Consider the following 22654-nt stretch of genomic DNA (forward strand, 5'->3'; position numbering starts at 1 on the left):
TCTCTCTCCCACCATGCTCCTCTACCGCACCACCAACGGCATCTACCTCCAAAGCAGCAACTCTTGGCATCTCGTCCCCGCCACAGACTGGGACACGCTTTTTAACATGCCTGGACTCGCCGCGCATCTCACCCAGATCACTCAGAGCACACCCGCAGTGCCCGCGCCCGCCGCAGACAGCATCCTCGCCCCCATCGGCACGCAGGAAGTGTGGGCAGCAGGCGTCACCTACTTCCGCAGCCGCACCGCACGCATGGAGGAGAGCAAAGACGCCGGTGGCGGCAGCTTCTACGACCGCGTCTATGCCGCCGAGCGTCCAGAGATCTTCTTCAAAGCCACACCACAGCGCGTGGCACACCCAGGGCAGGCCATGCATCTCCGTGCCGACTCGAAATGGATGGTCCCAGAGCCCGAGCTCACCCTCGCCATCAACAGCTCCGGTCAGCTCATCGGCTCCACCATCGGCAATGACCTCTCCTGCCGCGACATCGAAGGAGAAAATCCCCTCTACCTCCCGCAGGCGAAGTGCTTCAAGCTCTGCGCCGCACTCGGTCCCGCCCTCCTCATCCACAGTGAGCCCCTCGCCTCCACCACACGCATTCACCTGCGCATCGAGCGAGCCAGCGCCACCGCCTTTGAGGGCGATACCACCCTCGCTCAGCTCAAGCGCACTCCCAGCGAGCTCGCAGGCTTTCTCTTCCGTGACAATACCTTCCCCACCGGCTCCTTCCTCATGACCGGCACCGGCATCGTCCCAGGGGATGACTTCACCCTCCGCAGCGCCGACATCGTCCACATCACCATCGACGGCATCGGCACCCTCAGCAATCCGATGGCCTGAGTGGAGCGGCCCAGCTGCTCACGCCAAGCAAAAGAACCACCGTGCGCCTCATCCATACCATCGCCCTTCTCGCCCTTGCGATCCCAGCAGTCGCTGCCGCAGCAGATGGCGTGGAATACTTTGAGACTCAGGTGCGCCCACTGCTCGTGAAGCACTGCTACGAATGCCACTCCATCGCAGCAGGGAAACAAAAAGGCGGACTCCTCCTCGATCACCGCGCTGGCTGGCAAAAAGGCGGCGACTCCGGCCCCACACTCCTGCCTGGGAATCCGGCCAAGAGTCTCTTCATCCATAGCATCCGCTATGAAGACGAAGACCTGCAAATGCCCCCGAAGTCAAAACTGCCCGCAGATGCCATCCGCATCCTCGAGCACTGGATCGCCATCGGAGCACCAGATCCGCGCACCAGCACTCCCAGCACCGCAGCCCCGAAAAAAACCATCGACATCGACGCTGCACGCCAAACTTGGGCCTACCGCCCGCTTCAAAAAAGCGCCGTGCCAGCCGTGAAGGCCACATCCTGGCCACGCAATGACATCGACGCCTTTGTGCTCGCGGAGATCGAATCCAAAGGCCTCACTCCTGCCGCAGATGCAGATCTGCGCAGCCTGAAGCGCCGCCTCAGCTACGATCTCACCGGCCTACCGCCAGATGATGCGGAAATCACCGATCTGGAGGCTGAAATCGACAGCATGCTATCCAGCCCCGCCTTTGGCGAAAAATGGGGCCGCCACTGGCTGGATCTCGCACGCTACGCCGACTCGAATGGCGGTGATCGGAACTACACCTTCTACCAAGCTTGGCGTTACCGGAACTACGTCATCGACAGCTTCAACCGCGACAAATCCTACTATGACTTCATCCGCCAGCAGCTCGCCGGTGATTTGCTGCCTGCGGAAAATGATGCGCAACGCCGCGAGCAGCTCATCGCGGCCACCTTTCTCTCCCTCGGGCCGAAAATGCTCACCGAACGCGACAAAGAAAAGCTCCACCTCGATACCGTCGATGAGCAGCTCGACACCATAGGCAAAGCCATGCTCGGACTCTCGCTCGGCTGTGCCCGCTGCCATGATCACAAGTTCGATCCCATCACCCAGCGCGATTACTACGCCCTCGCAGGCATCCTGCGCGGCACAGAGGTCGTCATGGGCACGCGAAACGGCTGCGTAAACGTCGCCAGTTGGGTCGAGCAGCCGCTCCCGCAGCCCGGCCCTGCCTATGCCGATCTGAAGCTGCAAATCGAGCGACTAGAGCTCGCCATGCGACTCAAAGTCGAGCGCGACTTCATGGAAACCGTCGCTGGCAAAAAAGCCCTCACCAAGCTGCCTCTCGCAGGCGTGATCTATGATGAAGCCAGCGCAGAGCTCCTCGGTGACTGGCGGCAGTCCAGTCTCTCTAAAAACCGCTTCGGCGATTTTTACATCCACGACGACAAAAAGGGCAAAGGCGCAAAAAAAGCCCTGTTTCGCGGTGCCCTGCCAGAAACCGGCATCTACGAAGTACGCATCGCATACCCCGCGAAGGGCAACTGCGACAAAAAAGTCCCCATCACCGTCGAAGCCTTCGATGGCGTGCATCAGATCATCTTTAACCAGACCAAGAAACCCAGCATCGGCGGACTGTTTGAGCCCATTGGTCGATTTCATTTTGAAAAAGGCGGGCGCGTCAATGTCATCGTCGGTACCGAAGGCACCACCGAGTATGTCATCGTCGATGCCGTGCAGTTCATCTCCGAAAAGGACATCCCACGCGAGTCCATGGCCATCGCCATGGTCAGTGGCAGCAAAAAAGGCGACCCACTGCTCATGATGGACAGCGCTGCACTGACCAAAACACTCGATCAACAGATCAATTCACTCAAAGCCGCCGAGCTAGCCATGGCACCGCGTGATTTCCGCGACGCAGGTGATTTAAACCTCCGTGTGCGCGGCGAGGTGAACCAACTCGGCCCCAAAGTGCCGCGAAACTTCCCCAGCGTGCTCCACCGTGGCCCCGCACCAAAAATCGCCACCGGATCGAGCGGACGCCTCCAGCTCGCGGAATGGATCGTTAGCCCCGAAAACACCCTGCTGGATCGCGTGATCGTGAATCGCCTCTGGGCAAAGCTCTTTGGCCGTGGCCTCGTCAGCACCGTCGATAACTTTGGTGTGCAAGGTGAGAAACCCACCCATCCCGCGCTGCTCGATCACCTCGCTGCAAAATTCCGCGCCTCTGGCGGCTCCATCAAAGCACTCATTCGCGACATGGTCCTCAGCCGCACCTACCAGCTCGCTGCCGAAGGTGAATCTCATCGGGTGACCGCCGATCCAGAGAACAAACTCTTCGCCCGGCATGCCTACCGCCGCCTCACCGCCGAAGAGATCCGCGATAGCCTGCTCATGCTCACCGGAGAGCTGAAGACTGATCAAGCCGCCGCCACCGCCATCACCTATGGCGAAGATCTCGATGACCCGATGAAAATCGACAAACTCACCCATCGCAGCATTTACCTCCCCGTCGCTCGCAACAACCTCGCGCCCGACCTCGAAATTTTCGACGCCGCGAATCCAGAGATGACCAGCGGCGACCGCCCGCTCACCACCGTGCCCACGCAGGCCTTGTATCTGCTCAACAGCTCATTTTTGCAGAAAAGTGCCGCCACACTCGCCCAGCAAGCCTACGCCCAGGCTGATCCGGTCACATGGCTCCACCAGACCATCCTCGGCCACGCACCCAGTGCCGCAGCCTCCGAGCGTGCGAATGATTTCGTCAACACCGGCAACACAGACCGTGAAAAAGCACTCGCAGACCTCGCGCACGTGTTGCTCGCTTCCACGGAGTTCCTGTTTTTCGACTAAAGTCCCCTTCTCATCATGACTACGCCTCCTCAGCCCCGTCAGTCTTCCGCTTCGGCCATGCCGAAGGCGCATCTTGTGGGACAAGGGGGCTACATGACGCGTCGCCACGCTCTGCAAAGCGCCGCCTGCGGATTCGGGGCATTGGCGCTCGATGGCATCGCCACGGCGGCTAGTTTGCCGCGTGGGCTGCACCACACGCCACGGGCGAAGCGGGTGATCTTTCTCTTCATGCATGGCGGTCCGTCGCAGGTGGATACTTTCGACTTCAAGCCGCTGCTCTCGCAGATGGATGGCAAAAAACTACCCTTCGCTCCGGCAAAGAATCTCGATCCATCGTCCACCAGCCAAGCAAAGCTGCTCGGTTCGCCATGGAAATTCTCGCAGCATGGTGAGAGCGGCCTGTGGGGCAGCGACTTGTTCCCCGAGGTGTCGAAACGCCTGGATGACCTCTGTGTCATCCGCTCCATGCAGAGCAAAGGCCAGTCGCACGGCCAGGCAGTGTGCATGATGCACACTGGCGCGGACAATTTCGTGCGTCCGTCCATCGGCTCCTGGATCAGCTATGGTCTGGGCAGTGAAAATGCGGACCTGCCAGCCTTTGTGAGCATCAGCCCCGCTGCGACGCATGGTGGGCCGCGGAATTACGGCAGCGCTTTCCTGCCAGCGGCGCATCAGGGCACCACCGTCGGTCGTGCTGGGAGGCTCGGCAAAGACGCCACCTTCCGTTTCCTCGATGCCAGTGGTGATTCCGCCGATCAGAATCGAAAGCTCACTCTGCTCCAAGCGATGAACCGTGAGCACCTCCAGCGCACGCGCCACGCACCCGTCGAGGGCATGATCCAGAGCATGGAGCTGGCCTTTCGCATGCAGCGTGAGGCTCCCGGCGTGATGGACATCGAAAACGAGCCCGCGCACATTAAAGCGCTCTACGGCATCGGTGATAGCGTGACAGACAACTACGGTCGCCAGTGCCTGCTCGCGCGGCGTTTTGCCGAAGCAGGCGTGCGCTACATCCAGGTCAGCACCCCGAATGTCTGGGACCAGCACAGCGACCTCATCAAAGGCCATAGCAAAAATGCCGCCGCCGTGGATCGCCCCATCGCTGGCCTGCTCACCGATTTGAAGCAGCGCGGCCTGCTGGAGGATACGCTCGTCGTCTGGGGTGGTGAATTCGGCCGCACGCCCATCGTGCAGGGCGCGAACGGCCGTGATCACAATCCCCAGGGCTTTACCATGTGGCTCGCTGGCGGTGGGGTGAAAAGTGGCCACGCGTACGGCGAGACGGACGAGTTCGGCTACTACGCCGTGAAGGATAAAGTCCACATGCACGATCTCCACGCCACCATCCTGCATCTTCTGGGCATCGATCACTTGAAGCTGACGTATCGCTATGCCGGAAGAGATTTCCGCCTCACCGATGTGTATGGTGAGGTGGTGACGGGGCTTTTTGCCTGAGTCTTCTCGCTCTCGACGGCAAATCACCTTGTCAAAAGGGAGCGTCGCCGCTTCAATGCAGGCCGAATGGCAGCACCGACACGCCTGGATACCTTGCAACCTGTGGAACTCGCGGACGGCGTGGAGATTAAGCTACGTGTGGCGGGTCCGGCAGTGCGCAGCACGGCTTGGCTCATTGATCTGCTGATTTTTTGCGCCGGTGTCTTCGCGTTGCTGCTGTTTCTGAATCTGTTTGTGGCGCAGTGGATTGGTTTTGAGATGTCCCAGGGCTTCACGGCGCTGGTTCTCTTTGTCAGCGTGTGGTTTTATAATGTGTTCTTCGAGGCCAGCCGCTGGGGCCGCACTCCTGGGCAAAAGGCGATGAAAATCCGCGTCGTCAGCCTCACCGGTGGCCCCGTCACGGTCTCCCAGGCGGTGCTGCGGAATTTTCTGCGCGTGATCGACTTCATGCCCTTCATGTATCTCACGGGCTTCCTCGCCTGCCTCTTCACGCGGCGGTTTCAGCGCCTCGGTGACTTGGTCGCTGGCACCGTGATGGTTTATGCCGATCCACCGCCGGTGACGCTGAATCAGACCCAGATCCATGCCGAGCGCCGTGCGCCGCCCGTGGTGCTCACACGCGAGGAGCAGGCTGCGCTGCTCCAGTTCATCGAGCGTGCTCCACACTGGTCCGATGAGCGCCGGGTGGAGCTAGCCAATGTGGTGGAGCCACTCACGCAGTCGATCGGCCATGAGGGCCTGAGCCGACTCTGCGGCATGGCGCTCTGGCTTCAGGAACCCGAGAAAAAAGACAGCTTCACGCGGCTCAAAGTCTAATCCCCACCGGCCATGACACCTTCGCAGTTCGAAAAACACATCCTCCCGCGCTGGCAGCGACTCCAGCACCTCATCGAGGTGGCAGAGACGCCCTCCCGGCGTGCTGAGGCAGATGTGACCGTGCTCCCAGCCGCTTTTCGCGAAGTCAGTCATGATCTCAGTGTCGCCCAGCATCGCATGAGCCCGCAGCGCACCGTGCAGCGTCTCAATGAGCTGGTCATCCGTGGCTACCGCGTGCTGGAGCGCCGCACTGCGGGCGGAGCAGAGAGCTTCCTCAACATGATCCTCGTCACCTTCCCGCAGCTCGTGCGTGCGGAGTGGCGGCTCTTCTGGTGGTGCAGCGCGGTGGTGTATGTGCCCTTCCTCGCGCTGCTTTTTCTCACTCCGCACTATCCAGAGTGGGCCATGGCGCTACTCGGACCCGATGGCATGGCCGATGCCGAGCAAATGTACGGCGAAGGAGCGGATCTCATCGAGGAGCTGCGCGGGAAATTCGGCTCCGACTTCGCCATGTTCTGCTTTTACATTTGGAACAACGTCAGCATCGACTTCCGCTGCTTCGCGGGTGGGCTACTCGGTGGCGTGGGTGCCCTGCTGGTGCTGCTTTTTAATGGCATCTACCTCGGTGCTTTTGCTGGCTACATCTGGTATGCAGGTGATCCTACCAATTTCTGGCTCTGGGTCTGCGGGCACGGGCCACTGGAGATGACAGGCATGGTGATCTCCGGTGTCGCAGGCTTTCGGCTGGGGCTCTCCATTTTAAAACCGGGACGCATGCTGCGGCGTGAGGCGCTGGTGCTCGCGGGACGTCGTGCGCTGCCGCTCATCATCGGCGCTGCCGTCATGACCACGCTCGCAGCAGTGATCGAAGGCTTCTGGTCACCGCGCCAGTTCTCACCACTCATCAAGCATAGCTTCGGAGCCGTGCAGTGGGCCATCATCGCGGCGTTTTTCCTTTTCGCAGGAAGGAGGGGCGCAGCGACACATGCGGCTTGAGGACATGACCGTGGTGCTCCGCCCACGCCTGCCGTGGGAGGCTGTCGATCTCGGCTGCGCGATGGTGCGGCGTGATTTCGCACGCCTCGCTGCGCTATGGGCCTGCACCGTCTTTCCTGTCTGGGCCCTGCTTTGCGTGTTTCTGCCGCACTCCCCGATGCTTGTTGGTTTTCTCATTTGGTGGCTAAAGCCGCTCTATGACCGCGTGCCGCTCTTTTTCCTGAGTCGGGCCGCATTCGGTGCGCGCCCAGGTCTGTGGGAGACGCTCAAAAAGTGGCCGCGCCTCTGGTTCACGAATTTTCTGCCCGCGCTGCTCTGGCGGCGACTTTCATTCATCCGCAGCTTTGCCATGCCCGCGCAGATGCTGGAGGGCCTGCGCGGCGCTGCCGTGCGCAAGCGTGTCAAAACTCTCTCCATGGATGGTGGCAGCTCCGGCGTATTCGTTTCCTACGCCTTTTTAAAGCTGGAGGCCGTGATGTGGATCGCGCTACTCTTCACCACCTATGATTTTCTGCCAGAAGACTGGCAGATCGATTCGAGTGCTATCTTCACGGCTCCGCAGGCCGCAGGCCTAGATCGGCCCGCACTGCTCTGGTGGTCGAATGCCTGCTACATGCTCGCGGTGAGCTTTGTGGAGCTTTTTTATGTGGGAGCAGGCTTCGGGCTCTACCTGAACTGCCGCACTCGCATCGAAGGCTGGGACGTGGAACTCGCTTTTCGCAAGCTCGCCGCTCGTTTGCGGCCTGTGACGACCGTTTTGGCCGCGCTGGGCATGCTGACGCTGCTTTTTAGCCCCATCAGCTCCCAAGCCGCAGAGGATGCCAACAGCGATCAACCCGCGAAAATCGCCAAACGCATCCTCGAGAGTCCTGACTTCACCGTTCACAAAACAAAAAAGTGGGAATGGATACCAGACTTCGATGTCGATAAACCAAACGTCGATTTCAGCTTCGTCGGGATGATCGGCGAGGTTCTGTTTTGGCTCCTCGTCACTGCGGCAGTCGCGTGGGTCGTGTGGTTCATCGTGCGCAATGTGCATCTGCTCCGTGCACCCTCACTCGGTGGGAAAATAGATACCTACCAGGCCCCGAAAGTCATCATGGGCATGAACATCACCCGCGAGAGCCTGCCGGACGACATCGTCGCTGCTGCGCTCGCCGCTTGGGATGCAGGGAATGCCCGTGAGGCACTCAGCCTCCTCTATCGCGGCTCACTTTCCTGGCTCGTCATCCAGCGCCGTGTGCCCATCCGTGACAGCGATACGGAGGAGGACTGCCTCCATCACGTCCGCGTTGCAGCACCTGCGAATGAGGCAGGATTCTTTGAGTCCATCACGGGAGCTTGGGTGCAGACCGCCTACGCCACCATCCCGCTTCAGCGTGGTGACATCACCGCACTCTGCGCAGCATGGCCCTTCGGCAAAACTCAAGCGTCGGGCAGCAACAGCCCCGCAGTCCGCGTCGCTACGGTGGCACTTTGCGCCCTGCTTTCCGCACTCAGCCTCTCTTCCTGCAAAGGCAAATGGGAGGAAGTGGAGAAAACCACCGGCTATCAGGGCAAAGCACGTGTGAATCCCTTCCTCGCCGCCGAGCGCATGCTCGATGAGCTCGGCCATGATGCCTCCCGCAGGCTCTACCTCGGAGAATTGCCATCGAATGATGCCGTCATCATCCTCTCAGGCGAAGGCGGCGTCTCCGAAGGCCGCACCACGCAGATACTCGATTGGGTCGATAATGGCGGTCACCTCATCTACTGCCTCAGTGGTTGCCGCGCCTACAATGATCATGCCTCTGGCCTGGAGCTCGGCATGAGCATCCTCGAAGACGTCATTGAAAAGGAGGGCGACCTACTGCTCAAGCGCCTCGACATCGAAATAACAAAGTGGGACCCCGAACACTTCTCAAAGTCCATCGAGGCCACCGCCAAGCGCATCGTCAAAGAAGGCAAAAAGCTCGAAAAAGAGCTCCCCAAGGCCCCAGCAGACTCCAAAGCCACCGACTCGAAAAAAAGCGATCCCAACAAGAAAACAATCCAACCCACCGAGATGCTCAAAGAGGCCGGAAAACTCGTCGATGCGCTCGTGGAGGACCAAATGGCCACCTTTGACCTCAAGTGGCGCGATCAAAACTACACCCTTAAGCTCGCTGGATTTCACTCCCTGTCTCTAAAGCGGAAACTCGGTGCCGCAGAGTTCGCCGTCGGTGAAAAAGAAAATGCTGCGGCACTCCATCTCGTCCACGGCAGTGGCCGCGTCACCGTGCTGCCGCACGCACGCCCTTTTCGCAATCGCTGGATCGCTGAGCACGATCACGCACGCTGGCTGGCCGATCTCATGATGTATGGCAACTACCAGGACTCGCGTGAGGTGCGCTTCATCGCCGCTGCTACCTCCAGCTTCATCGCCTTGCTCTGGGATCGCGGCTGGATGCCGCTCTGCACACTCGCCGCCTGCATCCTTTTCTGGCTCTGGCGTCACATGCCGCGCTTTGGCCCATTAGCCCCCGTGCAACTCGATGACACGCGGCACTTTGCTAGCCACGTCGCATCATTAGGCCACTTCTATTGGCGCATGCGCCGCCCAGAGGTGCTGCTGAAAGCCGCCCGTGATGCCGTGTGGGAAAAACTCCGCGCTCATCATCCCGATATCGATCCGTATGCACCGGAGACCAGCCCAACTTTCATCCAAAGCATCGCCACACGCTGCGATCTGCCCACAGACCGTGTCAAAGCCGCCTTTGACATGCCGCCGACGCAGCAGGCGCATCACCTCATCACATTGCTGCGTGATTTGCAGCTCATGCGCAGCAAGCTGTGAACTAGAAAGCCCCTCTCCCATTTCATGCGCATCGACGTCCTCACTCTTTTCCCAGAAATCGTCACCGTCCCGATGGGGGCGAGCATCATGGGCCGAGCGCAGGAGAAAGCAGCGCTCGAACTGCATGTGCATGATCTCCGCCAGCATGGCATGGGCAAGCACCGACACGTCGATGACACACCCTACGGCGGTGGGCAGGGCATGGTCATCCGCCCAGAGCCCATGTGGGCCGCGCTGGAGCAGATCGACAGGCCCGCCGCACGGATCGTGCTCATGTCACCGGCTGGGAGGCGCTTTGATCAGGCCACTGCACGGCGATTGAGTGCGGAGGAGCATCTCATCTTCATCTCCGGTCATTACGAAGGCATCGACCAGCGAGTCATCGATCACTGGGTCGATGAAGAGCTCAGTCTCGGCGATTACGTACTCACCAACGGTGCCATCGCCGCCGTTGTCGTCATGGATGCCATCGTGCGCCTACTCCCCGGCGTGCTAGGGCATGAAATGAGTGCTGTGGAAGAGAGTTTCGGTGAAAACGGCCTGCTAGAAGCCCCGCAATACACCAAACCCGCCGAGTGGGCCGGACTGCGCGTGCCAGATGTGCTCCTGGGTGGCAATCACGCCCAAATCGCCGCCTGGCGCCAAGCACAGTCCATCGAGCGCACACGAGCGATACGCCCAGATTTGCTCGCTCCACCAACTCCACGAGCATGAAGACGATTTGCACGCTCTTGTTCCTCCTAGGCCTCTGCTCTTGTCGCAAAGAAGAGGTCCCGCAGGTGCTGGTGGATGCACCGGTGGCCCCAATTGTGCCGCCACGAGTGGAAGCACCGCGAGCTGAAATACCGCCACCGAGCAAAACACCGCTGGAGCGGGCTCTGGAGTCCTTCGAGCATGATCCGGCGCTGAGGGGCGCTGCGGTGGGTTTTTGCCTGCTTGATGAGCGTGGGGCTGTATTGGGCGATTTGAATGCGAGTACGGCCTTCATCCCGGCTTCAGCGATCAAGACGCTGACGACGGCGACGGCGCTGGAGATGCTGGGGCCGCAGTTTGTCTTCCGCACGGAGTTGCGGGCCACAGCAGCACCGCGTGAGGGTGTGATCGACGGTGATGTGGTGCTGCTGGGCGGTGGTGATCCCACACTCGATGATGCCGCACTGGAGGCGATGGCGATGGAACTGAAGCAGAGTGGTGTGCAGCGCATCACTGGCCGTGTGCGCGGTGATGGCAGCCTTTTCCGAGAAGCTCTGTACAACGATCACTGGAACTGGGGCGACATCGGCAACGGCTACGGCAGCCCGGTGTGTGGGCTGAATGTGAATCACAATCGCTGGGCAGCGCTTTTGATGCCGGGAGGCCGTGTGGGCGATGCTGCGGCGCTCGATCCTGCCTGCCAAGATGCCGTCCCAGGTGTGAGATTGATCAATGAGGTCAAAACCGGCCCCGCAGGCTCTGGGGATGGTGTGATGATGTATGGCGGTGAGATGGTGGACACACTGCGGATGCGCGGAACGGTGCCACAGCAGCGCGAGCTCTTCCAAGTGCATGGTGCGCTGCCAGATCCGGTGGCTGCGGCGGTGCACTTTTTCGTCCGGGGCATGCAAAAGGCTGGAATCCGCATCGGGGGTGAAAAGCGGCCCGTCGCCACTGCGCGGCACGCTCTGCTCCAACATGATTCATTGCCGCTGGCAGACTTGGTGAAGCACATTCACGAGACTTCGGACAATCAGGAGACGGAGTGCGTCTTTCGCATGCTTGGTGTGCATGGTGGGCGTGCGCCAGCGGAGGTGATCCGCGCTCACTGGCAGCCTCGTGGGCTGGATTTGCAGCATCTGCGGCTAGCGGATGGCTGTGGGCTGGCCAGGGCAGATTACATCACGCCGCATGATCTGGCGCAGGTGCAGCATCTGGCGGCGCTGGGCAGTGCGGGTGGGATTTACCGTGATTCTTTGCCTGCGCGGGATGGGCTACGCTGGAAAGGCGGAGCGATGAGTGCGGTGCGCACCTGGGCAGGTTATGTACGAGTCGCGAGTGGCCGTGAACTGGCTTTTGCGCTGATGGTGAACCATTTCAGCGATACGGCGGCAGTGGAGCAGGCGAAGGAGCGGCTGATGCGTGCTGTGGCCGTGGCGCAGATCACTCCAAATAATCGCCGCTGATGATTTCTTCCTCGGTGGTGTCACCGTGGATGCCCTGGGCGATGACGCGGTCGGTGATGTCGCGGAGATAGTCCTGGAGGACTCGACTGAGCTCCATGAACTCGGGCCAAAGAGTCTCGTTCACAAAGCTACGTGGGACGCGGACCATGACGGTATTGCGCCGCTGGCGTGAGTAACGGTAGGGCTTCAGGTCGTAGCGACGAAGCAGGGCGATGAAGAGCTTTTTCGACCAACCATCGACGAGGGTGAACTTGTACTCACCAGGCTTGTCGCCTTCGCGATGGATCTGATCGCGAAGGCGGGCCTGGATGCGCTTCATAGCATCGGCTGCGGCTTCTTTTTCACCTGCCGTAGCCGCACCTGCGTAGAGGCGCTCTATTTTGCGCAGTTTTTCGAGGAGTTCCTGTTCCTGCATGCGGGGGCGGGGCCATCAATTGTTCCCGAGCATGAGGAGCATGGTATCGCCTTTGCGGATGATGCGTAGGAGCATGCTTTGATCGCTATTTTCAGCGAGTTTGCGTGCTGCGGCTGCGTCTGCGGCAGGTTGGCGATTGATCTGGCTGATGACGTCACCGACCTCGAGCCCCATGGCCGCAGCGCGGCTGTTGGGGTCGATTTTGGTGACGACGACGCCATTGGCGTTCTCTGGCACGTCGTAACGCTCACGCAGGGCAGGGGAGAGGTTTTGGACGGTGACGCCCGTGACGAGCTCGACGGTGGCGCTGGCACCTTTGCCTTTGCTCTTGGGCAGGCTGGGGCGTGAGAAACCGTTCTCAGCGAGGGCCTCTTCGGAGAGTTCCTCAAGGGTGACGTTGATGGTGATGTGCTTGCCACCACGCAGGACATCCAAGGGCAGGGTGGTGCCGGGTTTGGTATTGCTAACGATGAGGCGGAGACGGCTGCTATCGTCGATCTTTTGGCCATTGATGCTCAGCACGATGTCTTCAACCTGAAGGCCTGCTTTTTCGGCAGGTGAGTCGGGGGTGATTTCGGCGACGAGCGCACCCGATTGGCCATCGAGCCCGAATTGCTTGGTGAGATCAGATGGGACGTCCGTGATTTTGACGCCGAGGAAGCCACGCTGGACTTCGCCGTCATCGAGCAGGTCGGTGGCGATGCGTAGGGCCATATTGATGGGGATGGCGAATCCAATGCCCGCATTCATGCCAGACTTGGAGAGGATGGCGGTATTGATGCCGATGACGCGACCGAGGCCGTCCACGAGGGGGCCGCCGGAGTTGCCCGGATTGATGGAGGCATCGGTCTGGATGAAGTCTTCGTAGCCGTTTTTGCGGCCCTGTCCGACGATGTTGCCATTGCTGCGGCCGAGGGCGCTGACGATGCCCTGGGTGATGCTGCGACTGAGCTCCATGGGAGCCCCTGCGGCGAGGACGATGTCACCGACGCGGAGCTTTGAGCTGTCGCCGATGGTGGCGGGCTTCAGGCCTGGGGCGTTGATTTTGATGATAGCCACATCAGAGGCGGGATCGGTGCCGATGATCTCTGCGTCGTAGTTTTTGGTGCTGTCGCCCTGGGTGACGAGGACTTCGATGCGTGTGCCGTCTTCGACAACGTGGTTGTTGGTGAGGATATAACCATCTGCGGTGATGATGATGCCGGAGCCGATGCCATTGCGCTGCTCAGGGTTTTTCCTCTGTCCATGGGGCTGCTGTTCGTTGTCATTGTTATCGTTGCGTGGCTGGCCGCGGCGGCGTGGATTGCCACCAAAGGGGTCGAAGGGATTGGATTCTTCATTTTCATCCTGGCCGAAGTCTTGGCCTGGAGGGACACCGAAGAAACGGTAGAAGAACTCACGCATCTGCGGTGGCACGCGGTCTGCCGTCATCTCGCGGGCGGGGCCAGAGGAGTAATTGAAGATGGTGACGACGCTGGGGAGGATTTTTTCAGCGACATTGGCGTAGCTCATCTGGAGCTGGCCACTATTCGGGAGAGCGGATGAGTCTTTGGAGAGACTGGACTCAAATTTCGAGGTGGGAGAGGCTGCGGGAGCGGGAGCTGGCGCAGGTGCCACCGTGGGCTTTGCCGGTGGGGGAGGGGCAGGCGCTGGTGGGGCTGGCTGCTGCGCGGTGAGTGCGGTGGCACTCCAGGCGAGGAGGGTGAGGATGGAGGTGGTTTTTTTCATGGGATGATTTGCAGCGGGGGCTGTATGCAGATTTAAACGCCACTCGAAACATCGAATGTATCGGCAGCAGTGAAAAGGACGGACTTTCCTTTCTTGTTCGCTTCACATCTTTCTTACCATGCAAAGGAAAGCCGGATGCCGACCTTCCCTGCGAGGATGTGAGCCTCATCAGAAGCATGGAAATCGCCCGCGGGAGTAAAAGTAAGTCGCTGCTCCAATGGAACGGGATCGTCTGCACGGCTCCAGAGCACAAAGCAGGCACGGTCAGTGTGCCGACTACGGTAGTAGATGCCATCGAGCCGGAGCGGATGCCGTGCGATGCGCTCGGCCCAGAGTTGAGGAATACTGAAATCCGGTGCGTAGATGGAGCCCGAGTCGATACCCACAGCGAGACGCGTATCAGAGTCCAGAAGGCTGCACACTCGCAGGTCGGGCATGGGTTTGACCTCTAAATAGGCCCAGCTTTCAGCCTGTGGCCTGGGGATGACGTAGATGCCGCTGCCGTGGTCACGGTGTGCAGCAAAGCGGTCTCCCCACACCTCAGCGACGGTGGTTTCCTTCGATTCGCCCAGGTAAACACAGGGGAACTGACCCGAGGCAGGCGTGAAACGTGAGCCCATCGAGGCATAGAATTGATTCGGATACTGCACGCGGCTGAGGCGGAACCAGGGGATACTGCCGAAGACCGAGGTGCGAAATACCGGGATGTCACGCTGGTCAAAAATGTCCTGCGCAGGTGGCTGGCGGAGCTCGCGTGTGATCATGAGTCAGCGTGCGTCTGCGTCGATGGCCTTTAGGACTTCTGGGAGCCGCCCAGCTCGCAGTGCATCTAGTGGTGGCTGGCCACCCGTGAGCGGATGTGCCTGGAGCAGAAAGGCGAAAACGGTGAGTGGGCTCGTGGCATCCAGCTTTTCGTGGATCGCTGTGACCACCTCTGCGAGCCCTTCCCACACACCTCCCTCTGGGCGGAACTGCCACACCGGGACGAGGTAGTCCCCCCCGCCCGAGCGATAGGCCAGCACCATGCCATTTCGGATCTGCTGGGTCATGGCCTGACGTGTGACGCCTTGAGGCTTTCGGAAGAGATGGCGGGCCTTCTCCACCTCCACGCAGCCGCCCCGTGCCTCCAGGAGTGCTGTGAGGCCCTCATCAGGACTGGCGTAACCATCTGCTACCAATAAGGGGAGCCGCTCTCTCACGGCATCGCTCATGAGGCTGGTCATCCGTCCGAGGCTGACGCCGAATTGTAGCCCGACACTGAGGAGTGAGCGCAACTGGGCCGTGAGCATCTCCGCAGTCTGGAGTCTGCTTTCGGTGGGGCGGTATATTTCTTGGAGGGTGTTGCTTGTCATGGGCTAAGTTTGCACTTTTGCCCACTTTTTACAACGGAAATTCAGGAATTTTTTATTTCCGCGCCTTCGCGGTGGCTTTGTCCATGACCTCCTTGATCGTGACGCTGTCTCCATTGCGGCGTTTGCTTTCATCTGCGGCCTCCATGAAGGCGTAGATTTCCAGAGTCTCTTCTGTGGTGACGGGGGCGATGCCGGTGCGGAAAAAATGTACGATGCTATAGAGTAGGGGCTCATAGCCATTGAAGGTGCCGACTTCGAGGCTCCCACCTGTTTCACCCACGGCCTTGCCTCCGTAGCCTTTGCGCTCGGTGAAGGTGCCGCTACGGCCACCATCCCAAGTGCCTGTGACGGTGATCATGCCATCGGCGGTTTTTCCGCGTTTCACACTCTGGCAGCCGGTGCCCATGAGTGTGTATAGGCTCTCGACACCATGGATACCGTACCAGAATAAGTCGGGATGGTGCTCCTCTAGGCTCGCGGGGCTACCAGTCTCGGCGCTCTTCACTTTGCCGATACTGCCAGAGCGCACGGCTTGGGTGCCTTTGCCAAAGCGCAGAGAGGAGCTGCTAAAGACCGGCACGGAGGCCTTTTTTGCGGCGTCAAAGATACGAATGGCATCCGCGAGGGAGCCTGCGATGGGTTTGTCGATGAAGATGGGCTTATGCGCTTCGATGCAGGGCAAAACCTGCTCCAAGTGTGGGCGACCGTCATTCGACTCCAGGAAAATGACATCCACCTTGTCGAGTAGGGCGTCGATGGTGGGCACGATCTCCACGCCTAGCTCCTGCACGGTCTTGGAGTACTCGGGCACTCGATCGGTGCTGGATTTGATATCTTTCGAGCCCTGGGCATAGGCGGCCACCACTCGCACTCCCATCACCTCTGGACGCTGCGGCTTGGCATTGAGCACCTTGGTGAATGCGACGGCATGGGAGGTATCGAGACCGATGATGCCAGCGCGGATGTTTTGAGCAGCGGCAGCAGCAGTGAATGCGGCGAGGGCGAGGAGGATACGAGTGATCATGGACGGGGGACTACGCGGGTAGCGTGGCTTTATTGTCCGTCTGATCACGCTTTCTTTGTTTTCACTGCTCGGCGCCTCTCAGGGAAGCAAGTGGTGCAAATCTCACATACCGTGCCGTCGCAGCCCCGCGCCGTGCAGTACTCACGACCATAAAAAATGATTTGGAGGTGGAGCTTATTCCATGCGGACTCAGGAAAGATTTTTTTGAGGTCTCGCTCGGTTTGGAGGACATTTTTTCCTTGCGTCAATTGCCAGCGCTGGGCAAGCCGGTGGATGTGCGTGTCCACGGGGAAGCTAGGGACGCCGAAAGCCTGCGCCATGACGACCTGAGCCGTCTTGTGGCCCACCCCCGGCAGTTTTTCGAGCGCAGCCAGATCTGCTGGCACTCGGCCTCCATGCTCGCGGAGTAAGATGGCGCTGAGTTCACGGATGGCGCGGGCTTTTTGCGGCCCGAGTCCACAGGGACGGACGATGGCCTCGATCTGCGCCGCATTGCATGCAGCGAGTTTTTGCGGTGTATCCCCCAGAGTGCCAAAAAGCACCGGAGTGATCTGATTGACTCGTGCATCCGTGCATTGAGCGGAAAGCAGCACGGCGATGAGCAGGGTAAAAGCGTCCCTGTGGGTCAAAGGCACCGGGGGATCAGGATACAGCTCGGCGAGCCGTCGCTGAATATGGGCTGCACGCTCCGCTTTCGTCACGATGCGGTGGCTGGGTCACATTTTTTTCCGCTCGATGCGGTCCACCATCTTATCCACATGGTTCCATTTGGAGCGTGGCTTCAGGATGGCGAGACTCTTGGAAAAGGAACCCCAGCGCAGCACGCGGATGTTTACTTTACGCACGCCCCATTGATTCATTTCGGAGCGGGAGGGCTTGTAGAGATCGATCGTGTTCGTGCCGACGAGGGCAGAGCCGTAATCATCCACTTGATAGACATGCGGAGTGCCTTCGATCTGGAAAATGGTGCCCACAGGATACACAGACCAGTCAGCGGCGGCGCTGCGCACATTGCCGTATTTCAAATCACCACCCAGGGCATTGTCATTGCCATAGACGATGTGGTCTGACTCACTGTGCGTGTAGGCCGTGGTGCGCACGGCGGGGATGCGAGTGCTCTTCAGCGTCTTCGATGCCACAGGTGTCGTGGATGCACAGGAGGTGAGCATCAGAGCGCAGAGTGCGAGAGTGGGGGAGAGAAAACGGAGCATGCTTACTAAGGATTCGCTGAATATTAATATTCCTTTTATCGTGCCATAGTGCGGGAAATCATCTCTCAAAGCAATCACTCATTTCTGACAAATTTGTGCCCACATGAACACTCGGCCTTCGTGCCTTCTTTGAATCCGTGCCGCTCTCACATCGCAGCCTTCATTGCAGTCAGCAGCGCTGGATATTGATCAAAGGCCTGAAACTGCGGGAACTGTGCCTGGATCGACGCCGGAGCATGGAAAAAGAAGCCCACATCTGCCTCACCCAGCATCGTCGTATCATTGAAGGAATCCCCAGCGGCCAATACGCGGTAATTGAGCGATTTGAAGGCCGCGACGGCTTTTTGCTTCTGGTTTGGCTGCCGCAGACGGTAGTTCACGATGCGGCCATCGGGCGCAGTTTCGAGCTGGTGACAAAAAATCGTCGGCCAACCAAGTTGGCGCATCAGCGGCTGGGCGAATTCGGCAAAGGTATCGCTCAGGATCACCACCTGCGTCATGCTGCGCAGTTCATCCAGGAAATCCTTTGCCCCATCCATCGGCGACAGCGTGCTGATGACATCCTGGATGTCTGGCAGCTTCAGTCCGTGCTGATCGAGGATCTGCAGCCTACCCTGCATGAGCTTGTCATAATCAGGCTCATCCCGTGTAGTGCGGCGGAGCTCGGCGATGCCAGTTTTTTCGGCAAAAGCGATCCAGATTTCAGGCACGAGCACGCCTTCCAGATCCAGGGTGATGATGGTTTGGGGTTTCATTCGGAATTCTGTCCTTAGTGCTCCCATGCGGTGTTGCAATGCTCACTTTGCATCCACTTCGATGGCCTCGCATTTTTCACGCCAACCGGGGAAGCGCCATTCGTTCGGAAAACCGCTGCACTGGACGGGTTTCACCGGCTGGATACGGCAGACATTCACACCCTCCAGGAAAATGCAGGCACCATCACCCGCGTCGATGATGCTCAGCCCCGTGCGATTGGCATTGAGCCGAGTGTACGTAGCGATGAACTCCTCCAGCGGCATGCCCACATGCGCCGCGATGGCCGCCACTTCCGCATCCGTCACTCGTACGTCCCCCGGCCAGCGGCAGCAGTTGCCGCAGCGCTGACACAGGTAACGGATCTCAGGGTTTTGCTCGCTCATTGGCGCATCCTGCGCAGAGTCGTGACAAATTGAAGCAACAAATCCACGCCTTATCTCGAACCACACTCACCATCCTGCCACCACCGGGGGAAAAACGTGCGGATCACCTGTTGATCGAAGAATGGTCCCAGGGCCTGGAATGGGTCCATTGGCTACTCAGTGGTGTGCGGGCTCGTTCTGAGCGGCTGGTCTTCGGCGGCGGCGTATGGGCGGAGTACGCGCAGGGAGCTTTCCGGGCAGCGATCGGCCCTGGACTGCAAAAAGCCTGGTCCGCAGCCCATTCCGGCGATTTGAGCGGCCTACTGGCTGCGGATCGCTCTCTCGACGCTCTTTTGGAGCCAGCCGATGCCCAACGCAGCAAGCACGCCGGCGCAGTGCTTCTCGCCGGTACACGCCAAGCGCGGTATCAGGGTGTTTTGGGCCATTTTCGCGATCAAATCGGCTCGGGCAGAGTCCAGGACACCTCGCCGTCGTTTGGGCCGCAGTCGGCCATTTTTTCCACCTCAGCCTCGCCAACGTCATCGCCGAGTATCTGTGCCTAGAATGGGAAATCGGCATCCGTGGCCAAATCCGCCGCCGAGAGCCCGCCTTCGCCGCCTTGACCAGTGAATTGCTCTTAGCAGGCAATCATTTACCTCATCGCCTGTGAATCGGTAAATGCGCTGATTGCCCCTCCAGTGTCGGGCAACCCCGGCGCCACTGTTGCCGCCTCCCTCGATGATTGGTGTGCCTGCGGTTAGCGGACCAAATCAGCCACTACAAATATCAACAGTCAGCCTGACTACTATTTACTATTTCGGTTCTTCGCGGGCTTTAGTGGGTGTGGGAAGGCTTGAGATCTAGTCTGCCGCAATGGAAGAGGATGCGCACGCGGTAGTTGGCGAATGAGCGGAAGCCTCTTGCCGCGCTTTTGATCGCCTGGATGCGACTATTGAGTCCCTCGCTCGCTGCGTTGGTGATGCGGTGCTTGACGTAGTTGAGTATCTCCTGCCAGTGCGCGTCGATGAGCCGTGCTACCTTCTTGATTGGCTCCAGCCTGCTGCTCATGACTGCTTTGCGCCAGCCTTTGTAAAACCGCTCCGCAGCTCCGGCATAGAGGTAGTTCCAGAAGTGGCGGAAGTCTTCCTTGTAGTGCTACGCTCGGCTGGTTTTCAGATCCCAACTCGTGCAGCTTGCGGAAGCTGACCGCCTCGCTGCTGCGCTTGTCGGCATGGGTGCGCAGCCATTGGTATTTGCTGCCTTTGAGCGTGTCATCCCCCTCACCCATGAGCCGCTTGTGTTCGTCTTTGCGCACGCGGTCCACCGCTGCGTTGAGATGGGCGCTGATGTGATAGCGGTCATGCACGATGTCGGCTTCCGGCAGCACTTGCCGTGCGGCTTTAAGATAAGCGTCCCACATGTCCATGGCCACGGCTTTGATTCGGCGACGATGGCTTTCGGGGATCTGCTCCAGCAGCGCGACGGCGTCTTCGTGCTTGCGCCCGTGGACCACCTCAATCACGCGAGCAGATCCTTCACTGAGATCATTGAGTGTGGTGATGTAGTCGTGGCCGCTGCCAAAGCTCTTTTCGTCCATCCCCGCGTGTTCGAAGTCCTCCAGGCTGCGCCGGGCCAGTCCACGCTTCACTGCCCGCTCCATGAGCCGATGTGCGCCTTCCCAGCCGATGCGCAGCAGTTCGCACGCTTCGCGGGTGCTCGCCGCGCTTTGTAGCACGGCAACGCCAAACGCCTCGAACATCCAGGTGAAGGGTGAGTGTTTGCCCGCCCATGGCACCTCGATGGTTTTAACACCGCAATGCTCGCACTGACAGCGCGGCACGCGGGTTCGCAGCTCGGTCTCAAACTGCATGGTGTCGAGATGCCGCCACTTCCTCTCCGGGGCGTGATCGAAGATGCTGCAACGCCTCTGGCATCCAGGACAGATGACCGCCAAGCCACCTCTGTGTCGAAGCCTGATACAAACCGTGCGTGCCTCCAAACTTAGCTTCACCTCCTGCACCTCCCAGTCTTTGTCGAGGCCGAGGAGTAGATGATAGTGCTGTTGCAGGCTTTGATCGTGCGGCATTTATCCTCTTTACCCCAACTTCTTCACCCATCAAAACCCGCGAAGAACCACTATTTCATGCCCGCGAAGCGGTTAGCATGAGGCGTGACAGTGCGGTCGCCGAAGCGTTTGACTCGGCATACTGCCAGACGCCCCACCGCGTTGCCAGCAGCGCCCTTGTTCGCCTTCTTGGCTTAGCGCACCTTGGGGGTATCACTCTCATGGTCATCAGTCCTTCGTTTGTATGTGGCCTTGGCGTCTTTGGGGATGGTTCCTTCCTCGATCAACTCCGCGACAAGGGAATGTTCATCAATCAAATCAAAGTCTGTATCAACTGATATAAAGTCGATGTCTCTCTCTCCTACCATAACACCGGAAAAAAAGCCGATCTTCGATGCCCGCAATCTCTCATCGATCTGCCGCTTCATTGGGTCGACCTCGCTCTCAGGATGGCCACTGGGGAAGTCGATAGAGATCTCGTCTCGAAATCGCGATTCGTAAGACGCCTCACGCTTGGAACACCCCGAAGGCAAACCGGCTCCGAGCAGAAGAATGGTGGCGAAGACTCTCATTTGGCTTTCAGCGAACATTTTACTCACCAACGTCCAAGCGGAGGGCGAGGGTGATTGGCATGGAGAATGAACGAACGGACAAAACGTGTCAATGACTCAACGCGCTTGGATGTTTGGTTCAGGGGCTGTTCATTCCCTTGGCTAAATCGCCGCGTCTTTGCTTCATGGACTCACGGCTTGTACACCACCTCTTCCGCCATCAATCCGAGTTCAAACACGCCGGGAGCCTGCCTCACCTCTCTCGTTCTTCCTTTTGGGCGTGTTGAATGAACAGAGGGCTGGCTTTCCATTTGATCTGGCCACGAGTGCGTGACACTGCAAGGCTGCTGCTATGACTCCGAAAATCGACCCTACGCTCCACCGCGACAAAAAGCCTGATTGGATCCGCGTGAAATTACCGCGTGATCCGAAGTTTTGGAGCACGAAGGGGCTGATCACGGATCTGAAGCTCCATACGGTGTGCGAGGAGGCGCAGTGCCCGAACCGCTGGGAGTGCTGGAGCCAAGGTAGCGCTACTTTTATGATCGCGGGGGATCGCTGTACCCGTGCCTGCGGCTTCTGCGCGGTGAAGACTGCGAAACCTTTCGCCCTGGAGGCGGATGAGCCGCAGCGTGTGGCGGAGGCTACGAAGCGCATGGGCCTGAGCCACATCGTGATCACGGCGGTGGCCCGTGATGATGTGAAGGATGGCGGGGCGGACCATTTTGCCCGTACGATCGAGGCTGTACGTGAGGCTGTGCCGGGGATCACGATCGAGATCCTGGTGCCTGATTTTAATGGCAAGGACGATGCCCTGGAGGTGGTGATGCAGGCGAGGCCGCACATTTTTAATCATAATCTGGAGACGGTGGAGCGGCTCACACCGCTCGTGCGGAGCCGTGCGATGTACCACCGCAGTCTGCATGTGCTGCGGCGTGCGAAGGAAATGGCTCGCGAGCTGGGCTACCACTGCGCGACGAAGAGCGGCCTGATGCTGGGGCTGGGTGAGACTGAGCCAGAGCTTTTTCAGGCGATGGATGACCTGCGTGAGCATGATGTCACGGTTTTGACTCTGGGCCAGTATCTGCGGCCTTCTGCGCAGCATCTACCGGTGATCGAGTATATCCACCCGGATACTTTCGATAACTACAAAGAGATCGCTCTGAAGAAGGGCTTCAAGCATGTGGCGAGTGCCCCGCTGGTGCGCAGCAGCTACCATGCGGCGGATTTTAAGCCAGAGCTGGATACCGAGGAGGTCTGAGGAGGAGGGG

21 protein-coding genes are annotated in these 22654 nt (G+C 59.4%); 10 read left to right on the forward strand and 11 right to left on the reverse strand.

The window, feature by feature from the left end; genetic code table 11:
• Positions 1-13: 13 nt before the first annotated feature.
• From IPK32_24685 to dacB, 8 genes are all read left to right on the forward strand, one after another.
• Positions 14-841: a fumarylacetoacetate hydrolase family protein gene (locus IPK32_24685; protein MBK8095077.1), complete on the forward strand. Its 828-nt coding sequence runs from the start codon at positions 14-16 to the stop codon at positions 839-841.
• Positions 842-882: 41 nt separating this feature from the next.
• Positions 883-3678 carry a DUF1553 domain-containing protein gene (locus IPK32_24690; protein ID MBK8095078.1) on the forward strand — a complete coding sequence of 932 codons (2796 nt, stop codon included), beginning with the start codon at positions 883-885 and terminating at the stop codon, positions 3676-3678.
• A gap of 93 nt (positions 3679-3771) precedes the next feature.
• Positions 3772-5133: a DUF1501 domain-containing protein gene (locus IPK32_24695; protein ID MBK8095079.1), complete on the forward strand. Its 1362-nt coding sequence runs from the start codon at positions 3772-3774 to the stop codon at positions 5131-5133.
• 66 nt (positions 5134-5199) lie between these two features.
• A complete protein-coding gene (locus IPK32_24700) occupies positions 5200-5949 on the forward strand; it encodes an RDD family protein (protein ID MBK8095080.1) in 750 nt (249 codons plus the stop codon).
• 12 nt (positions 5950-5961) lie between these two features.
• Positions 5962-6945 carry a stage II sporulation protein M gene (locus tag IPK32_24705; GenBank protein MBK8095081.1) on the forward strand — a complete coding sequence of 328 codons (984 nt, stop codon included), beginning with the start codon at positions 5962-5964 and terminating at the stop codon, positions 6943-6945.
• 4 nt (positions 6946-6949) lie between these two features.
• Positions 6950-9760 carry a DUF4129 domain-containing protein gene (locus tag IPK32_24710; protein ID MBK8095082.1) on the forward strand — a complete coding sequence of 937 codons (2811 nt, stop codon included), beginning with the start codon at positions 6950-6952 and terminating at the stop codon, positions 9758-9760.
• Positions 9761-9784: 24 nt separating this feature from the next.
• Positions 9785-10474, forward strand: coding sequence for a tRNA (guanosine(37)-N1)-methyltransferase TrmD (gene trmD / locus IPK32_24715; protein MBK8095083.1), 690 nt, complete (start codon positions 9785-9787; stop codon positions 10472-10474).
• Complete coding sequence (dacB, locus tag IPK32_24720; GenBank protein ID MBK8095084.1) at positions 10471-11919, forward strand: D-alanyl-D-alanine carboxypeptidase/D-alanyl-D-alanine-endopeptidase; 1449 nt, start codon at positions 10471-10473, stop codon at positions 11917-11919. Before trmD ends, dacB begins: the two co-directional genes overlap by 4 nt.
• On the opposite strand, the gene IPK32_24725 is transcribed toward dacB, so the two are convergent.
• The 9 genes from IPK32_24725 to IPK32_24765 form a co-directional block, all read right to left on the reverse strand.
• Entirely contained in the window at positions 11897-12334 is a 438-nt protein-coding gene (locus IPK32_24725; protein ID MBK8095085.1) for a hypothetical protein, read from the reverse strand. The genes dacB and IPK32_24725 overlap by 23 nt on opposite strands.
• 15 nt (positions 12335-12349) lie before the next feature.
• Positions 12350-14062: a Do family serine endopeptidase gene (locus IPK32_24730; protein MBK8095086.1), complete on the reverse strand. Its 1713-nt coding sequence runs from the start codon at positions 14060-14062 to the stop codon at positions 12350-12352.
• A gap of 113 nt (positions 14063-14175) precedes the next feature.
• Complete coding sequence (locus IPK32_24735; GenBank protein MBK8095087.1) at positions 14176-14826, reverse strand: RES family NAD+ phosphorylase; 651 nt, start codon at positions 14824-14826, stop codon at positions 14176-14178.
• Between the two features lie 3 nt (positions 14827-14829).
• Positions 14830-15414: a hypothetical protein gene (locus IPK32_24740; protein MBK8095088.1), complete on the reverse strand. Its 585-nt coding sequence runs from the start codon at positions 15412-15414 to the stop codon at positions 14830-14832.
• Positions 15415-15466: 52 nt separating this feature from the next.
• Positions 15467-16438, reverse strand: coding sequence for a Gfo/Idh/MocA family oxidoreductase (locus IPK32_24745; GenBank protein ID MBK8095089.1), 972 nt, complete (start codon positions 16436-16438; stop codon positions 15467-15469).
• A gap of 44 nt (positions 16439-16482) precedes the next feature.
• Positions 16483-17139 carry an endonuclease III gene (locus IPK32_24750; GenBank protein MBK8095090.1) on the reverse strand — a complete coding sequence of 219 codons (657 nt, stop codon included), beginning with the start codon at positions 17137-17139 and terminating at the stop codon, positions 16483-16485.
• A 15-nt stretch (positions 17140-17154) separates the two neighbouring features.
• Positions 17155-17649 (reverse strand): 3D domain-containing protein, encoded by a 495-nt coding sequence (locus IPK32_24755; GenBank protein MBK8095091.1) that lies wholly within the window; start codon positions 17647-17649, stop codon positions 17155-17157.
• Between the two features lie 146 nt (positions 17650-17795).
• The gene (gene thrH / locus IPK32_24760) at positions 17796-18404 is read right to left on the reverse strand and encodes a bifunctional phosphoserine phosphatase/homoserine phosphotransferase ThrH (protein ID MBK8095092.1); all 609 of its coding nucleotides are present in this window, start codon (positions 18402-18404) and stop codon (positions 17796-17798) included.
• A 42-nt stretch (positions 18405-18446) separates the two neighbouring features.
• Entirely contained in the window at positions 18447-18788 is a 342-nt protein-coding gene (locus IPK32_24765; protein ID MBK8095093.1) for a YkgJ family cysteine cluster protein, read from the reverse strand.
• Between the two features lie 29 nt (positions 18789-18817).
• On the opposite strand from IPK32_24765, the gene IPK32_24770 reads away from it, so the two are divergent.
• Positions 18818-19330 carry a hypothetical protein gene (locus IPK32_24770; GenBank protein MBK8095094.1) on the forward strand — a complete coding sequence of 171 codons (513 nt, stop codon included), beginning with the start codon at positions 18818-18820 and terminating at the stop codon, positions 19328-19330.
• 386 nt (positions 19331-19716) lie between these two features.
• Here the strand turns inward: IPK32_24770 and IPK32_24775 are convergent, their stop codons facing one another.
• Both IPK32_24775 and IPK32_24780 read right to left on the reverse strand, forming a co-directional pair.
• Positions 19717-20853, reverse strand: a complete 1137-nt coding sequence (locus IPK32_24775) for an ISL3 family transposase (protein MBK8095095.1) — start codon at positions 20851-20853, stop codon at positions 19717-19719.
• 173 nt (positions 20854-21026) lie between these two features.
• Positions 21027-21422, reverse strand: coding sequence for a hypothetical protein (locus IPK32_24780; protein ID MBK8095096.1), 396 nt, complete (start codon positions 21420-21422; stop codon positions 21027-21029).
• Positions 21423-21735: 313 nt separating this feature from the next.
• Between IPK32_24780 and lipA the strand changes: the two genes are divergently transcribed.
• On the forward strand, positions 21736-22644 hold the full coding sequence (lipA, locus tag IPK32_24785; GenBank protein MBK8095097.1) for a lipoyl synthase: 909 nt from the start codon (positions 21736-21738) through the stop codon (positions 22642-22644).
• The last annotated feature ends 10 nt before the right edge of the window (positions 22645-22654 follow it).

The organism is Verrucomicrobiaceae bacterium (genome assembly GCA_016713035.1).
Lineage (GTDB): Bacteria > Verrucomicrobiota > Verrucomicrobiia > Verrucomicrobiales > Verrucomicrobiaceae > Prosthecobacter.

Excerpts from the sequence above, each read along its gene's own strand:
- IPK32_24685 (MBK8095077.1), top strand. The coding sequence starts at position 14 with ATGCTCCTCTACCGCACCACCAACGGCATCTACCTCCAAAGCAGCAAC.
- IPK32_24695 (MBK8095079.1), top strand. The coding sequence starts at position 3,772 with ATGACGCGTCGCCACGCTCTGCAAAGCGCCGCCTGCGGATTCGGGGCA.
- IPK32_24700 (MBK8095080.1), top strand. The coding sequence starts at position 5,200 with ATGGCAGCACCGACACGCCTGGATACCTTGCAACCTGTGGAACTCGCG.
- IPK32_24705 (MBK8095081.1), top strand. The coding sequence starts at position 5,962 with ATGACACCTTCGCAGTTCGAAAAACACATCCTCCCGCGCTGGCAGCGA.
- IPK32_24710 (MBK8095082.1), top strand. The coding sequence starts at position 6,950 with ATGACCGTGGTGCTCCGCCCACGCCTGCCGTGGGAGGCTGTCGATCTC.
- trmD (MBK8095083.1), top strand. The coding sequence starts at position 9,785 with ATGCGCATCGACGTCCTCACTCTTTTCCCAGAAATCGTCACCGTCCCG.
- dacB (MBK8095084.1), top strand. The coding sequence starts at position 10,471 with ATGAAGACGATTTGCACGCTCTTGTTCCTCCTAGGCCTCTGCTCTTGT.
- IPK32_24725 (MBK8095085.1), bottom strand. The coding sequence starts at position 12,334 with ATGCAGGAACAGGAACTCCTCGAAAAACTGCGCAAAATAGAGCGCCTC.
- IPK32_24730 (MBK8095086.1), bottom strand. The coding sequence starts at position 14,062 with ATGAAAAAAACCACCTCCATCCTCACCCTCCTCGCCTGGAGTGCCACC.
- IPK32_24735 (MBK8095087.1), bottom strand. The coding sequence starts at position 14,826 with ATGATCACACGCGAGCTCCGCCAGCCACCTGCGCAGGACATTTTTGAC.
- IPK32_24740 (MBK8095088.1), bottom strand. The coding sequence starts at position 15,414 with ATGACAAGCAACACCCTCCAAGAAATATACCGCCCCACCGAAAGCAGA.
- IPK32_24745 (MBK8095089.1), bottom strand. The coding sequence starts at position 16,438 with ATGATCACTCGTATCCTCCTCGCCCTCGCCGCATTCACTGCTGCTGCC.
- IPK32_24755 (MBK8095091.1), bottom strand. The coding sequence starts at position 17,649 with ATGCTCCGTTTTCTCTCCCCCACTCTCGCACTCTGCGCTCTGATGCTC.
- thrH (MBK8095092.1), bottom strand. The coding sequence starts at position 18,404 with ATGAAACCCCAAACCATCATCACCCTGGATCTGGAAGGCGTGCTCGTG.
- IPK32_24765 (MBK8095093.1), bottom strand. The coding sequence starts at position 18,788 with ATGAGCGAGCAAAACCCTGAGATCCGTTACCTGTGTCAGCGCTGCGGC.
- IPK32_24775 (MBK8095095.1), bottom strand. The coding sequence starts at position 20,853 with ATGCCGCACGATCAAAGCCTGCAACAGCACTATCATCTACTCCTCGGC.
- IPK32_24780 (MBK8095096.1), bottom strand. The coding sequence starts at position 21,422 with ATGTTCGCTGAAAGCCAAATGAGAGTCTTCGCCACCATTCTTCTGCTC.
- lipA (MBK8095097.1), top strand. The coding sequence starts at position 21,736 with ATGACTCCGAAAATCGACCCTACGCTCCACCGCGACAAAAAGCCTGAT.